Here is a 13210-nt window from a genome sequence, read left to right as displayed (position 1 = left end):
GGAGGGCTCGGTCAGGAGAGCCAGCCGGCGCGGGCCGCCAGGACTCCGGCCTCGAAGCGGCTGCGGGCCCCGAGCCGGCCGATCAGGCCGGACGCGGTGCGCCGTACCGTGCGCAGGGACAGCCCGAGCTTCTTGCCTATGGCTTCGTCGGTGTGTCCGCTCGCCAGCAGGTAGAGCAGTTCGCGCTCGCGGCGGGACAGGCCCGTACTGTCGGGGTTGTCCTGCTCGTGCCAGGGCAGCCCGGAGTCCCAGAACCGGATGAAGAGGACGCGCAGGGCTTCCACCACACCCCTGCTGCGGATCTCCAGGGCTCCCTGGCGGCCGTCCTCGGGGTCGATGGGGACCAGTGCGACCTCGCGGTCCACGATGACCATCAGCATGGGCAGGGTCGGCACCGTACGGGTCTCGCCGCCCAGCGAGGACAGCCAGCGCACGTATTCGAACGTGTCCGGATCCTTGCGGAAGCTGTCCTGATAGAGGGTGCGCAGGACCACCCCCCGCTCCAGCGCCATCTGGTCCAGCGGCTTGCTCGACTCCATGACGTCGGGCTTCTGCGCACCCCCGGGGAAGAAGGACAGGCACTCGGTCCGGGCGGTCTCGGCGAGCTGCTCCAGCCGTCGGCGCACCGTCTCCAGCCCGAACAGCTGCTGGACCACCTCGGGGGCGTGCTGCCGGCTGCTGAACTGGCTGACGAGGGCGGCCACGGAGGCCCGGGCCGCCTCCAACTGGCGTTGCTTTGCACTCAGTTCCAGCTCATTGCGGTTCAGCAGCACGCCCAGGCCGACCTCCGGGCTGACCGTCAGGAACTCCCCCTCCGCCCGGCTCGGTTGGAGCAGGTGGAGGTCGGCCAGCTCGTCCAGTGCGGCGCGGACCGCCGATTCCGAAAGGCCGAGGTGCCCCGCGACCTGCTGGACGCCCCACTCCGGCTGGGCGAGTAACAGCCGGTACACGGCTTCGACCGCCGGACCCAGACCGAGTGCTTCCAGCAAGAGTTGCTCCTTCCACAGGGGGATGGGCCCGTGGGCGCCCCACATGGGCTCAGGGGTGCGGAGCACCGGTCACGGGGAAGCTGGTGACCGTGGGACGCCGAATTCGGCAGACAGTACTACTGACCGTCCGCTATGTGGTATAGCGTGGCCGAAAATGCCACTGCCGCGTGGCCGCCCTCCCCCGCGTCCACGTCGAGTACGGTCCACCCGGTCGCGGGCGGCCGGGACGGCGGGAAGGCACCCGTGCCGAGGTAGTTCCGGTCGATGCCGTGGGCGAGCCCGGCCCCGATGCCCTTGAGGTACGCCTCCTTCCTCGTCCAGCAGCGCAGGAACGCCTCCCGGCGCTCGGCCGGCGCCAGTGCGTCGAGCTCCGCCCGCTCCTGCGGGTGCAGCAGGTCCCGTACCGCGTCGTCCACGTCGGTCGGCGACGACGCCTCGACGTCGACACCCACCGGGGTCCGGCCGACCGCGTACAACACGAGGTCCGCGCTGCGGGAGAGCGAGAAGTGCAGCCCCGGCACGGCCGGGGCGGGTCGCCCGGAGGGGCCGCCGCACACCGTGCAGGGCTGCCGGACGAACACCACTTCGTCCGGTTCCTGCCCCAGGTACGCGCCGAGCAGGCGGCGCAGCCCCAGGCGCCCCGCCGTGTACCGGTGGCGGTCGCGCGGGTGGACGAACCGGGCGCGGCGGGCGGCCTCCTCGCCCCTCAGCGGGGTGGCCGAGTCCGGGCGCAGCGGCTGCTCCGACGCCCGCAGCAGCCACAGCTGGGGCGGCGCTCCGGGCGGGGGCGCGACCGGGCGGCCTGGCAGCGGCCCGTCCCCCGCCGGCAGCGGCCGCGGGACCAGGAGTCCGGTCGGCGCGGGGGCGCGTACGGGCGCCGGCGCCGGTACGGCGGCAGCGGTCATGTCCGCGCTCCGCCGCTCAGGCCGCGCGGCTGCCGGCCGCGACCGGGGCGCCCGCGTACGGGACCGGCTCGCGAAAGCGGCTGATGCGGGCGCTGACGTCCTCCAGCGGTCGCCGGGTACGCACGTTCGCCGGGTCGGGGGTGCCGATGTCCAGGGAGCCGAGCAGCTGCTCGTCCTCCCGCAGGCCGAGGACGGCGCAGGCAGCGGCGGAACGGGCCAGCCGGCCGGTGCGCCAGATGCTGCCGTAGCCGCGGGCGTGCAGCAGGAGCATCAGGGAGTGCGCCATGCAGCTCGCGGCGGCGAGCTGCTCCCACTCCGGGACGCGGTGGCCGGTGTGCGGGGAGAAAACCAGGGCGGCGGTCATCGGGGCCCGGCGCAGCTTGGCGGTCAGCTGCCGGGCCGCGGTCTCGTCCGCCCCGTCCTCGTCGGCGAGGGCACGGCCGAGGACGTCGCGGTCGTCGCCGCGCAGCAGCACCCAGCGCCAGGGCCGCAGCCGGCCGTGGTCGGGGGCGGAACTCGCGCCCTGGACGAGGTAGGTGAATTCGTCGTCGCTGGGCGAGGGCCCGTCGAGGACCTGCTCGCTGCGCCGGGTGAGTATCGCGGTCATGACATCCATGAGTGGTCGTCCTTGTCGTCCGGGTGCGCGGGCGTGGTGCAGGCGGTGCTGAAGCGTCGGACAGCGGTATGGAAGCGTCGGAAACGGGGAGGAAGCGGAAAGGCGGCGCGTGGGCTGATCATGGCCGGATTTCGAGGGTGCAGCACTTGACGCTGCCGCCGCCCTTGAGGAGTTCGGACAGGTCCATGCCGATGGGGCGGAAGCCGCGGGCGCGCAGCTCGGCGGCCAGGCCCTCGGCGGCCTCGGGGAGCACCACGTTGAGGCCGTCGCTGACGGCGTTGAGTCCGAAGACGGACGCGTCCTCGGCGGAGACCTTCAGCGCCTCGGGGAACAGCGTCTCCAGCAGGGCGCGGCTGCCGGGGGCGAAGGCCTCCGGGTGGTACATGATCTCGTCGCCGTCGAGGACCGCCAGGGCCGTGTCGAGGTGGTAGTAGCGCGGGTCGACGAGTTCCAGGCTGATCACGGGCCGGCCGAAGAAGGCCTCCGCCTCCTGGTGGCTGCGCTGGTCGCTTCGGAAGCCGTAGCCGGCGAGCACGAAGCTCGCGGTCACCAGGAAGTCGCCCTCGCCCTCGTTGACGAACTCCGGGTCGTGGACGGCGAATCCGTGGGAGCGGAACCAGTCCAGGTACGCAGCCCCCTCGGGGAAGCGCTCGGCGTTGCGGAAGCGGGCGCCGAGGACCCGGCCGTCGACGACGGTGGCGCCGTTGGCGGCGTACACCATGTCGGGCAGGCCCGGGACGGGGTCGATCAGGTCGACGGTGTGGCCGAGGTCGCGGTAGAGCTCGCGCAGCCGCTCCCACTGGAGGACGGCGAGGGCGGCGTCCACCGGCTTGTCGGGGTCCATCCACGGGTTGATCGCGTAGACCACCTCGAAGTGCGCGGGGCGGCACATCAGGTAGCGGCGGGGGCGCTGCGTGCGGGGGCGGCGGTCGGGCGTCTGGGCGGTGCTCATGGGTCACTCCCTTGTGGGTCGTATGGCGCGGTACGGGGTCGGTCCGTCCGGGGTGGGGACGGGCCGGTTGCGGCGGGGTCGCCCCGGCGAGCCTGTGCGGCCTTGGCGAACGGCGGGTGACGGATGCGGTTCACCCTGCGGGCGCGTAGTGCACGAGCTCGATCAGCAGTTCGGCGGGGTCGGGCAGGTAGAGGAAGGAGACGCGCATTCCGGGGCGGGCCCCGCGGCAGGGCCGGGCGTCGAGCGAGAGGAACCCCTCGGCCCGCAGCCGGTCGCGCTCCTGTTCCAGGTCGTCGACGGTGAAGGCGAGGTGGTAGAGGCCGGGGCCCTGCTCGCGCAGCCGGCCGTCGACGGCCGAGCCGTCGCGGACCGGGGAGACCAGTTCCACGGCCGGTGCGGGGGCCCCGCCGGGCAGGCTCCAGAACTCGCAGGCGACGCCGTAGGGCTCGGCGGTCCCCCGGTCGGTCCGGGCGAGGCCCAGGGCGGCCAGTTGGGCGCCGGCCGGGCCGGGATCGGCGGTGGCCAGGCCGATGTGGTCGAGCCCGAGGATCACGGGCCGCTCACCCCGCCGGTGCGGGTGCGGCGGGCTCCGGGCGGGCGTCGGGGGTGCGGAGCCGGTCGATCTCCGCTGCCAGCTCGCCGACGGTGGCGAGCCGCATGTACGCCCGCAGGTCGAGCTGGACGCCGTACGTCTGCTCGACGGTGGCGAGCAGCCTCATGGCGGCGAGGCTGCCCCAGCGGCCGAGGGAGGCGAAGCGCGTCTGCGCGGTCAGCTGCTCCACGGGGTGGTGGGCGACCCGGGCGACCAGCGGGCGCAAGGTGTCCATCAGGGCGGGGACGGGCTGCTCAGACATGGTGCGGTGCCTCCTTGCTGTCGAGGGTGATCCAGTCCGGGGCGAGGGCGGCGAGGTCCTCCGCGCGGGCCAGGTAGTGCAGGGTCCCGTCGGGGCCGGGGCCGTCGCCGGTGAGGTCGAATCCGGCGGAGGGGTAGAGGCCGGCGGCGGGCCGGTTGCGGCCGGTGGGGGTGTGGTGGCCCTCCAGGAGGGGGGCGCCGGCCGCGCGTGCCCGCTCCGCCACGTACTGCAGGACGGCCTGCTCGACGCCGCGGGACAGGACCCGGCAGCTGAGCACGAGGTTGCGGATCACCCAGCGGTCGGATCCCCGGTCCACCCAGACGCCGCCGACGATGCCCTCGGAGCCGAACCGGTCGGCGACGTCGACAGCAAGGACCAGGTGTTCGGGCGACCCGGCGAGCCGGCGGGTCGCCGCGTCGCCGTGGACGCGGCCCGTCAGGTTGAACTGGTTGGTGCGCAGTTCGAGTTGGACCAGGCGGGGCAGGCTGAAGGCGTCCGCCTCGCCGACGGTGACCCGTATGCCGAGGTCCCGCAGGTAGTCCTCCGCCGAGGCGTGCTCGGTGCGCAGCCGGGTGCGGGCGCGGCGGTCGCGGTACAGGGCGGTGCGTTCGGCGTCGGTGGCGGTGGCTCCGAGCTGGGTGAAGTGGGCCGGGGCGACGAGCGTGAGGGCGTGTCCGGCGGGGTCGCCGGCGAGGTGGACCACGGCCGCCGCGGGCAGGCCCTCACGGACCATGCCGCATTCAAAGGCGCTGTCGTCGGCGAAGACGAAGGCCTCCGGGGTCAGGCCGAGTTCCTCGGCCAGGGCGGCGATGCGCACGTCCTTGCGCTCCCAGTCGGCGAGCACGGCGACGAAGTCCTCGGGGCGCAGCACCATGTCCGGGTGGCCGGCCAGCACCTCGTCGACGAGCGCCTGTTCGTTCTTGGAGCAGACGGCGAGCAGGACGCCCTGCCGGCGCAGCGCGAGGGCGCGGTGCTGGAGGTCGGTGTAGCAGTCGCCCGGGTAGAGGGTGCCGAGCTCGATCCCTGCGGGTCCGTCGTCCCCGAGGACCCCGCCCCACAGGGTGTTGTCGAGGTCGAGGACGAGGACCTTGCGGCCGAGTCCGGCCACGGCCCGGCAGAAGGCGGCCGCTTCCCGGGCGTACGCCAGTTCGGTGTGCGGTGTCCAGGACATCCGGCCGAAGCGGTAGCGGCGTTCGTCGCGGACGGGCCCGCGGGCGTCGGCCAGGACGGCTTCCAGGTCGAGGGTGTAGAGCCCGTCGCGGGTCTCCCCGGCGGCGAGCAGGGCGATGTTGGCCTCGCGCCAGATCCTGCCCAGGGCGGCGGCCCCGCGGTGGCTGATCACCGCGGCCCGGTCGGGGCGCGGCAGTGGCACGGTGTGGAGCAGTACGGCCGCTCCGGTGCGGGCGGCGAATCCGGCGGCCGCACCGGCGAGGGCCTCGGCCCGGCCGCGCACGGTCCCCGCGAGTTCGTCGAGGCGGGAGGGGTCCCAGCCGCGGGGCAGCAGGGCGGCCGCGTCGAGCAGGCAGAGGGCGGCGTCGGGCCGGAAGGCGGCCAGTTCGGAGTGCGGGTCGCTCAGTTCCAGGACGAGCCGGTCGTACGGGCAGGTGTGGATCTCGGTGTCGAGGCCGGCGGCGAGCAGGGCGGCCCGTAACAGCGGGACGACGTCGTCGGCGGTGAAGGTGGCGGCGACGGCGATCCGCAGCGGCCGGGGTCGGCGTACCGGGGCGGGCGACAGCCGGGCGGCGGTGAGGTCCTCCAGCAGCCGGCCCGCCTCGGCGAGCAGCAGCGGGTCGTCGGACGCCCCCAGCGCGCCGGCCAGGTCCCGGTCGGTGTGGCCGGGGTCGTCCCGGAGCGCGGTGATCCGCCGCAGCAGTTCCTCGCCCGGGGGCGGGGACGGCGGGGCCGGCGCCGTCCGGGGCGGCGGCGCCGGGTCGGTCGGGGCGGCGGCGGTCATGACGCCCCGGCCGGGGTCCACTCGGGCTGTTCGAGGATCTCCACGACGGCGCAGGCGTAGGTGAACCCCATGCCTATGCCGCAGAGGGCGACCCGGTCGCCGGGCCGGACCGCACCGGTCTCCAGCAGGTGGGTGAGGCCCGCGATCTGGTCGGCGGCGCCGATGTGGCCGACCCGGCGGCCCCATTCCCACAGGGTGCGGTCGTCCTCGATGCCGAACATCGCACGGAAGTCGACGTCGTCCAGGGTGCGTCCGACGTTGGTGAGCACCCAGCGGTCGATGTCGGCGGCCGTGAGGCCGGCGTCGGCGAGCGCGACGGTGACGCTCTCCTGCTGCCGTTCGGTGAGCGACTGGACGATCTTCAGGAGGAGTTCGCCGTTCTCCTCCAGGTAGGCGTCGCGGCGGCCGCGCAGGTCGACCGGACCGTCCTCGGCCCCTGCCGCCTCCTCCTCGAAGGGCGCGTTGCCGAGGTAGACCGCCCCGTAGGTGCCGTCGCTGATGACCGCCGTGGACAGCAGCCGGGCGACGCCGCCGCGCCGGGAGAGCACCAGACCGGTGCCGCCGTCGCCGAAGACCACGCCCTTGTCGGAGCGGTAGCGGTCGAACCCGGGCAGCGCGAACACGTCGCTGGTGGTCAGCAGCGCGGCGGAGTCCTCCGAGCGCGCGGTCAGGTAGGCCGCGGCGACCTCCAGGGCGGCCAGCCCGCCGTTGGAGTACTGCTTGACCTCGATCGCGGCGGCGCGTCCGCCGACCGTGCGGCCCTGGACGTAGGAGGCCGGGGCGAAGTGGTCCAGGCCCTGGTGGTTGCAGCTGGAGTGGACGACGAGGTCGATCTGCGGGGCCGTCACGGTGGCGCGGGCCATCGCCAGGTCGGCGGCGCGCACGGCGAGTTCGACGGGCGGGGTGCCCTCGGCCACGCTGATCGACAGGAAGCCGTCGGCGGCCGCCTCCGCCTCGTCGTAGCGGCCCTCGGCCACCGCGGTGCGGGTCTCTTCGCGGCGGCCGAGGACGGCCGCGCAGGCATTCACATGGATTCCGTTCCACCGCACGGGATGCGGCCCCCTTCGGTTCGCTTCGGTGCACTGCCCGGGCGCACGTGTCGCGGGTGTGGCACGTGCTGTGGGTGTGGCACCTGTTCTGGGTGTGCGGGTCTGGTCCGCCGGTTACGGCCGGTTCGCGGCCGGGTCACCTGCGGACCATGCAGTACTCCTCGTGGCGGGTCGCGCGCTTGAGGAGCTCCTCGTGGCCGCCGGCCGCGGCGATCTCCTTGAGCAGGGTGAAGACCTCGTCGCCGGAGACGTCCGTGAGGAAGTGCTGCTTGATCAGCAGGGTCTGGATGTCCTGGTAGTTGCGGGGGTCGAGGACGCCGCCGAGCCCGATCAGGGCCTGCCGGCCCGCCGCGTCGAGCGGCGGACGGGCCGCGATGTTGGCCTGCGGGATGTCCGGGTCCGGGGTGACGTCCACGGCGAGCACCTGCTCCACGCGCTCGGCGGTGAAGTCGCAGATGATGTGGACCCGGTCGGCGTCGGAGAAGGAGCCGACGGAGTGCGTGCGGGTGGCGTCCAGCCGCCACAGCTCCCCGCGGCGCATCCGGAAGACGGTGTTCTCCTCGGAGGCGTAGACGTTGTCGTCGGTCTGCACCGGCAGGTGGATGCGGAGCATGTCCTCCTTCAGCTCCAGGAAGTCGCGGTGCGGCACGTACACGCTGCCGGGGGCGAGCCGCATGAAACGGGCGAACTTCAGGTACTCGGTGCGGAACAGGGTGGCGATCAGTTCGCTGATGTAGGGCAGGGCGAGGCCGTGCGGGGTGGGCCGGGCCGTGCCCTCGTAGTCGCCGAGGGCGGACTCGTCGAGGGTGCCGGTGCCGTTCCACAGCATGGTGCTGCGCAGGAGGCCGGTGCTGACGAAGTCGGCGTAGGAGTCGTTGTACGCGAACCCCTCGGAGACGGCGAGGTCGGCGGCGAGGCGCTCCTCGTCGAGCCGGAGGGCGGCGATGCGGTGGGACCCCATGGTCAGGCCGCCCGGACGGCGTGGAGCTCGGCCGGCAGGCCGAGGGAGTCGGCGAAGGCGTCGAGTGCCCCGGCCCAGCTCGCGGCGTACTCGCGGGTCATCTCGTGGAAGGCCCGGGCCTCCTCCTCCGTGGTGAGGAGGGTGGTCATGCCCGTCTCGTCGTCGCTGACCTGCGCGGCGTGCATGGTCTCGGCCTTGATGTGGGAGTCGATCCAGGCGAGGTCGGCGGGCTGCGGGAACAGCCGCTCGCCGGGGGCCGTCTCCAGCTTTCCGTAGACGCGGCGGAAGCCGACGGCGATGTCGAGGGCGATCGTCTCGACGACGCGGAGCTGGACGGCGGCGCCGAGCGGGGAGCTCGCGAAGCGCTCCATGTTCTCCAGCAGCCGCACCACGCCCTCGGGGAGCCGGCGGGCGACCTCCCGGCCGGCCTCGTCGACGTGGGCGGAGACGGGGTCGATGATGGCGTCCTCCCACCACACGTAGTGGGCGCCGCCCGGGCCCTTGGGGGCCACCGCGCCGAAGACCGGGGCGAGGTTGTCGAGGTCATCGCCGATGACCCGGAAGATGGTCTGGAAGGCGGCCAGGACGTCGCGCGGCGGGGAGTCCTGTCCGGCGAGCCGGTGCGCGACGACGCCGAGGCTCGACAGGGTGGTGTACATGAAGGTCTTGGTCATGGCGCGCCACTGGTGGGCGACGGCGAGGGCGCCCTGGAAGTCGTCGGTGGCGTGGGCGCGGGAAAAGCTGAAGAATCGGTTTTCCGCGCGGCCGAGTCCGGCCTCTGCGATATCCCGGTCGACGAGCTCGTCGAGGGCGGTGCGGGCGTCTGCGGTCAGGGCGATGGCTGTCACGGCTGCTCCAGAATTCTAGATTTCGTTGAAGGAGAGCGAGTCCTCGACGATTCCGCGAATTTCCTTCGCGAGTTCCGCCGCGTGCTCTTCCGATACGAGCGTGAAGTGGTCTCCGGGAATGTCCCGGGTGGTCAGGTCGGAAATGAGGGCCCGCCACCCGTGGTCCTCGCCGCGCAGGGCTGCGGGCAGGTCGATCCGGGGGTCGGGGAAGGGCCGGGCCGCACGCAGCAGGTGGACCGGTCCGGTGCAGGGCCGGGGTGCGTAGCCCAGGAAGGCGGCGCGGTGGCGCTCCAGGAGCTCGCCGATCCGGTCGGTCTCGGCGGCCGGGAGGCCGGCGAGGCCCTCTCGGGTGCGGTCCTCGCCCGCCAGCAGGTCCATGGCGGCGAAGGCGGCGCGGGCCTGCTCGGCGGCGTCGGCGTCGGTCTCCGCGAGGGCGGCCGGCGGCAGCCAGGTGTCCAGCAGGACCGTGCCGATCACCTCCGCCCCGCGGTCCTGCCAGGTCCGGGCCATCTCCAGGGCGATGCAGCCGCCTACGGACCAGCCGGCCAGCAGCAGCGGGCGGGGGCCACGCACCGCGTCGACGGCCTCCACGTGGCGGCGGGCGATCTCCTCGATGGTCCGCGGCGGTTCGCCGGGCCCGTCCACGGCCTGGACGGCGTACACGTCGTGGTCGTCCCCGAGGGCTTCGCCGACGGCCCGGAAGGGCAGGGCGGAACCTCCTGCGCCGTGCACGAAGAGGACGACGGGACGGCCCTCGGGGCGCACCAGCGGTACGACGGGGTCCTCGGCCGCACCGCGGGGGCCGGCGCCGCCGGCGTCGAGGCGGGCGGCGAGCTCGCGCACCGACGGCGCGGCGAACACGTCGCCGACGGTGGGCCGGACGCCCAGGTCCCGGCCGCAGGCGGCGATCAGCTTGAACACCAGGAGCGAGTGGCCGCCGAGGGCGAAGAACCCGTCGGTGACGCTGAGTTCGTCGAGCCCGAGCACCTCGCGGTAGATCGCCGCCAGCCGGGTCTCGGTCTCGCCCTCGGGCGGCACGAGGTCGGTGGAGCCGCCGGCGGCGACCGCCCCCAGGTGGTCCAGCAGCGCGGCCTCGTCGATCTTGCCGTTGACGGTGTACGGAACGTGGTCCACGGCGGTCACGGCGGCCGGCACCATGTGGGCGGGAAGCAGGTGCCGGGCGTGCCGCCCCAGTTCCCGGGGGTCGGGAGCGGCGCCGGGGCGGGGCACCACGAAGGCGGCGATGCGGCCCTCCAGGGAGCGCGGGGCCAGCGCGACGCAGGCCTTGACGTCCGGGTGGTCGCGGAGCACCGCCTCGATCTCGGGCAGTTCGATGCGCAGACCGCGGATCTTGACCTGTCGGTCGATCCGGCCGAGGTGTTCGAGGACGCCGTCCGGGCGGTACCGGCACAGGTCGCCGGTGCGGTACATGCGCGCCCCGACGGGGCCGAAGGGATCGGGGACGAAGCGGTCGGCGGTCAGCGCGGGCCGGTCGTGGTAGCCGTGCGCGAGGCCGATGTCGCCGCCTATGTACATCTCACCGGGTGCGCCGACCGGCAGGACCTCCTGGTCGGGGCCGAGCACGTAGATCCGGAAGTTGGCGCAGGGCCGGCCGAGCGGGACGACCGGGGCGCCGGCCTCGCGCGGGATCACGCCCTCGACCACGGTGCCGGCTTCGGTGGGGCCGCAGCAGTTGACGAGGTCGGCGTCGAAGCGGGCGTGGAAGGCGTCCCGCAGCCGCGGCTTGACCTCCTCGCCGCCGATGATGACGCGGCGCAGCGAGCGGCAGCTGCCGGGCGGGGCGGCGTCGAGGAAGACCTCCATCATCGTCGGGACGAAGAAGAGGGTGGTGACCGCGTGCCGTTCGGTCAGTTCGAGGAGGTGGGCGGGGTCGCGCTGGCCGCCGGGGCGGGCCACGACGAGCGTGGCCCCGTAGTAGAGCGGCCAGAACAGCTCCCAGGTGGAGACGTCGAAGCCGTAGGAGGTCTTGAGGATGTTGGCGTCGCCGGGGCCGAAGGGATAGGCCTCCTGGAGCCAGAAGATGTTGGCCAGCGCCCCGTCGACGGGGTAGGCGACGGCCTTGGGGCGGCCGGTGGAGCCGGAGGTGTAGAGCAGGAAGGCGAGGGCGTCCCCGCGGCTGCGGATCCGCAGGTCCCCGGCCGGGCACCGGTCCCAGGGCCGGTCGGGTCCGGTGAGCCGCAGCACCTCCCACGGGCCGTCGGGCAGTGCGGCGGCGCCCCGGTCGTCGGCGAGGACGAGCTCCGGGCGGGTGTCCTCCAGCATGAAGGACATGCGGCCGTCGGGGAGTTCGGGGTCCATGGGGACGTAGGCGGCGCCGGTCTTGGCCACCGCGTAGAGCGCGGTGACCATCGCGAAGGACCGGTCCATGCAGACCGCCACCTTGTCGCCGGGGCGCACTCCGCGGTCGCGCAGGTGATGGGCGAGGCGGTTGGCGCGGGCGTTGAGCTCGGCGTAGCGCAGTTCGCCCTCCTCGCCGGTGAGGGCGACGGCGTCGGGCGTGCGGGCGGCCTGTTCCTCGAAGGGTTCGGCGAGGGTGGCGTAGGAGAACTCGGGCCTGCGGTAGGCGTTGAGGCCGTGCAGGATCTCCTGCCTGCGCTCGGCGGAGAACAGCGGCGCCTCGCGTACGGGGCTCTCGGGGTCGGCGGTCAGCGTGGCGAGGAGGTCCAGGTAGAGCCGGGCGAACCCTTCGACGGTGGCCTGGTCGAACAGGTCGGCGGCGTACTCGAACAGGCCCCGGAATCCGCCGCCGGCGCCCTCGTCGTCCACGGAGACCGACAGGTCGGTGCGGGCCGATCCGGTGTCCACCTGCACCAGGGCCCGGTCGCCGCGCTGGTCGAGGCGGACGCGGTCCTGGACGCCGAAGATGGTCTGGAAGACGGGGTTCACGCCCGGGGTGCGGGCGACCCCGAGGGCGGCGACGACCCGTTCGAAGGGCACGGTCTGGTGGTCCTGGGCCGCGAGGACGGTGTCGCGGACCTGATGCACCAGGTCGCGGAAGCCGGGGGCGCCGCTCAGGTCGGCGCGCAGGGCGACCGGTTTGACGAAGCAGCCGACGATCCGCTCGGCGGTCACGTCGTCCCGGCCGGCGAGCGGCGAGCCGACGACCACGTCGTCCTGGCGGGTGAGGCGGGAGAGGAAGGCGCTGTAGGCGGCGAGGAGCACCACGAACGGGGAGACTCCCTCGGCGGCCGCGAAGTCCCGCACCCGCGCCGCGAGGTCCGGGTCCGTGGTGAAGGAGACGAAGGCGCCGGACCGGGATTCGGTGGCCGGGCGGGGCCGGTCCTTGGGCAGGTCCAGCACGGGCAGGTCACCGGAGAGGCGGTCCGTCCAGTAGGCCAGGTCGCGGTCCTGGCGGCCGTCGGCGGCGTCGGCGGCCTGCGCGGCCGCGTAGTCGAGGTAGCCGATGCCCGGGGTGGGCGGCAGGTTCCGGCCGTCCAACAGCCGGGCCAGTTCGTCCATCACCTGGGTGACCGACCAGTGGTCGATGATCACGTGGTGGAAACCGAGCACCAGGCTCGCGCCGCCACCGGGGAGGAGCAGGGCCAGCAGCCGGAACATCGGGGCCCGGTCGGTGGGCAGCGGGGTCGCGGCGGCCTGGCCGGCGAGTTCGGCGGCCCGGCTGCGGGCCTCGTCCGCCCCGAGGCCGCGCAGGTCGTGCCAGGTGATGGGCGGCTCGGCGGGACCGGGGTCCTCCTGGAGCGGGATCCCGTCCTCCTCGACGATGCGCAGGCGCAGGGCGTCGTGGCGCTCGCTCAGCGTTCGGACGGCTTCGGTGAGCCGCTCGCGGTCGGGGGCGGTGTCGAGTTCCACCGTGTTGTACAGGTTGTATTCGGCGCTCTGCGGAAATCGCTTGGTGAAATACCAGATGCGGGCCTGCGCGGGCAGCAGCGGAACGCGGGCGCCCGGCGCAATCCTTGCGATTTCGGCGGTGGGCGTCTTCTCCGCCTTCCGGTTGCGCAGCTTTTCGAGGAGCTGGACCTGTCCGGCACTGAGCTGGCTCACCTGTTCACACCCCACCCGGGAAGAGGACGACTTCTTGAGGATGAAAGGAAGTTATCCGA

The 13210-nt window shown here is 73.7% G+C and carries 11 protein-coding genes; all 11 read right to left on the bottom strand.

Annotated elements, in window-relative coordinates:
* Window positions 1–11 precede the first annotated feature (11 nt).
* A complete protein-coding gene (locus tag ABZ128_RS15780; protein WP_356848795.1) occupies window positions 12–989 on the bottom strand; it encodes a helix-turn-helix transcriptional regulator in 978 nt (325 codons plus the stop codon).
* A 116-nt stretch (window positions 990–1105) separates the two neighbouring features.
* Window positions 1106–1894, bottom strand: coding sequence for a 4'-phosphopantetheinyl transferase superfamily protein (locus ABZ128_RS15775; RefSeq protein ID WP_356848794.1), 789 nt, complete (start codon window positions 1892–1894; stop codon window positions 1106–1108).
* A gap of 16 nt (window positions 1895–1910) precedes the next feature.
* Window positions 1911–2510 (bottom strand): nitroreductase, encoded by a 600-nt coding sequence (locus ABZ128_RS15770; RefSeq protein WP_356848793.1) that lies wholly within the window; start codon window positions 2508–2510, stop codon window positions 1911–1913.
* A 118-nt stretch (window positions 2511–2628) separates the two neighbouring features.
* Complete coding sequence (ddaH, locus tag ABZ128_RS15765; RefSeq protein WP_356848791.1) at window positions 2629–3462, bottom strand: dimethylargininase; 834 nt, start codon at window positions 3460–3462, stop codon at window positions 2629–2631.
* 130 nt (window positions 3463–3592) lie between these two features.
* The gene (locus ABZ128_RS15760; RefSeq protein WP_356848790.1) at window positions 3593–4015 is read right to left on the bottom strand and encodes a VOC family protein; all 423 of its coding nucleotides are present in this window, start codon (window positions 4013–4015) and stop codon (window positions 3593–3595) included.
* A 7-nt stretch (window positions 4016–4022) separates the two neighbouring features.
* Complete coding sequence (locus tag ABZ128_RS15755; protein WP_356848788.1) at window positions 4023–4316, bottom strand: acyl carrier protein; 294 nt, start codon at window positions 4314–4316, stop codon at window positions 4023–4025.
* A complete protein-coding gene (locus tag ABZ128_RS15750) occupies window positions 4309–6270 on the bottom strand; it encodes an HAD-IIIC family phosphatase (RefSeq protein ID WP_356848786.1) in 1962 nt (653 codons plus the stop codon). Before ABZ128_RS15750 ends, ABZ128_RS15755 begins: the two co-directional genes overlap by 8 nt.
* Window positions 6267–7319: a ketoacyl-ACP synthase III family protein gene (locus ABZ128_RS15745; protein ID WP_356848785.1), complete on the bottom strand. Its 1053-nt coding sequence runs from the start codon at window positions 7317–7319 to the stop codon at window positions 6267–6269. The genes ABZ128_RS15750 and ABZ128_RS15745 overlap by 4 nt, the downstream gene beginning before the upstream one ends.
* Before the next feature lie 136 nt (window positions 7320–7455).
* Window positions 7456–8280 (bottom strand): aspartyl/asparaginyl beta-hydroxylase domain-containing protein, encoded by an 825-nt coding sequence (locus tag ABZ128_RS15740; RefSeq protein WP_356848784.1) that lies wholly within the window; start codon window positions 8278–8280, stop codon window positions 7456–7458.
* 2 nt (window positions 8281–8282) lie between these two features.
* Complete coding sequence (locus ABZ128_RS15735; RefSeq protein WP_356848782.1) at window positions 8283–9128, bottom strand: DUF6202 family protein; 846 nt, start codon at window positions 9126–9128, stop codon at window positions 8283–8285.
* 15 nt (window positions 9129–9143) lie between these two features.
* On the bottom strand, window positions 9144–13151 hold the full coding sequence (locus ABZ128_RS15730; RefSeq protein ID WP_356848781.1) for an amino acid adenylation domain-containing protein: 4008 nt from the start codon (window positions 13149–13151) through the stop codon (window positions 9144–9146).
* Between the last annotated feature and the right edge of the window lie 59 nt (window positions 13152–13210).

This window comes from Streptomyces sp. NPDC006326 (genome assembly GCF_040612915.1).
GTDB lineage: Bacteria > Actinomycetota > Actinomycetes > Streptomycetales > Streptomycetaceae > Streptomyces.
The sequence above is the reverse complement of the archived record's forward strand: the minus strand, read 5'-3'. Positions and strand labels throughout refer to the sequence as shown.

Coding starts and splice junctions, on each gene's coding strand:
- ABZ128_RS15775 (WP_356848794.1), bottom strand. CDS start 1,894: ATGACCGCTGCCGCCGTACCGGCGCCGGCGCCCGTACGCGCCCCCGCG.
- ABZ128_RS15770 (WP_356848793.1), bottom strand. CDS start 2,510: ATGGATGTCATGACCGCGATACTCACCCGGCGCAGCGAGCAGGTCCTC.
- ddaH (WP_356848791.1), bottom strand. CDS start 3,462: ATGAGCACCGCCCAGACGCCCGACCGCCGCCCCCGCACGCAGCGCCCC.
- ABZ128_RS15755 (WP_356848788.1), bottom strand. CDS start 4,316: ATGTCTGAGCAGCCCGTCCCCGCCCTGATGGACACCTTGCGCCCGCTG.
- ABZ128_RS15750 (WP_356848786.1), bottom strand. CDS start 6,270: ATGACCGCCGCCGCCCCGACCGACCCGGCGCCGCCGCCCCGGACGGCG.
- ABZ128_RS15740 (WP_356848784.1), bottom strand. CDS start 8,280: ATGGGGTCCCACCGCATCGCCGCCCTCCGGCTCGACGAGGAGCGCCTC.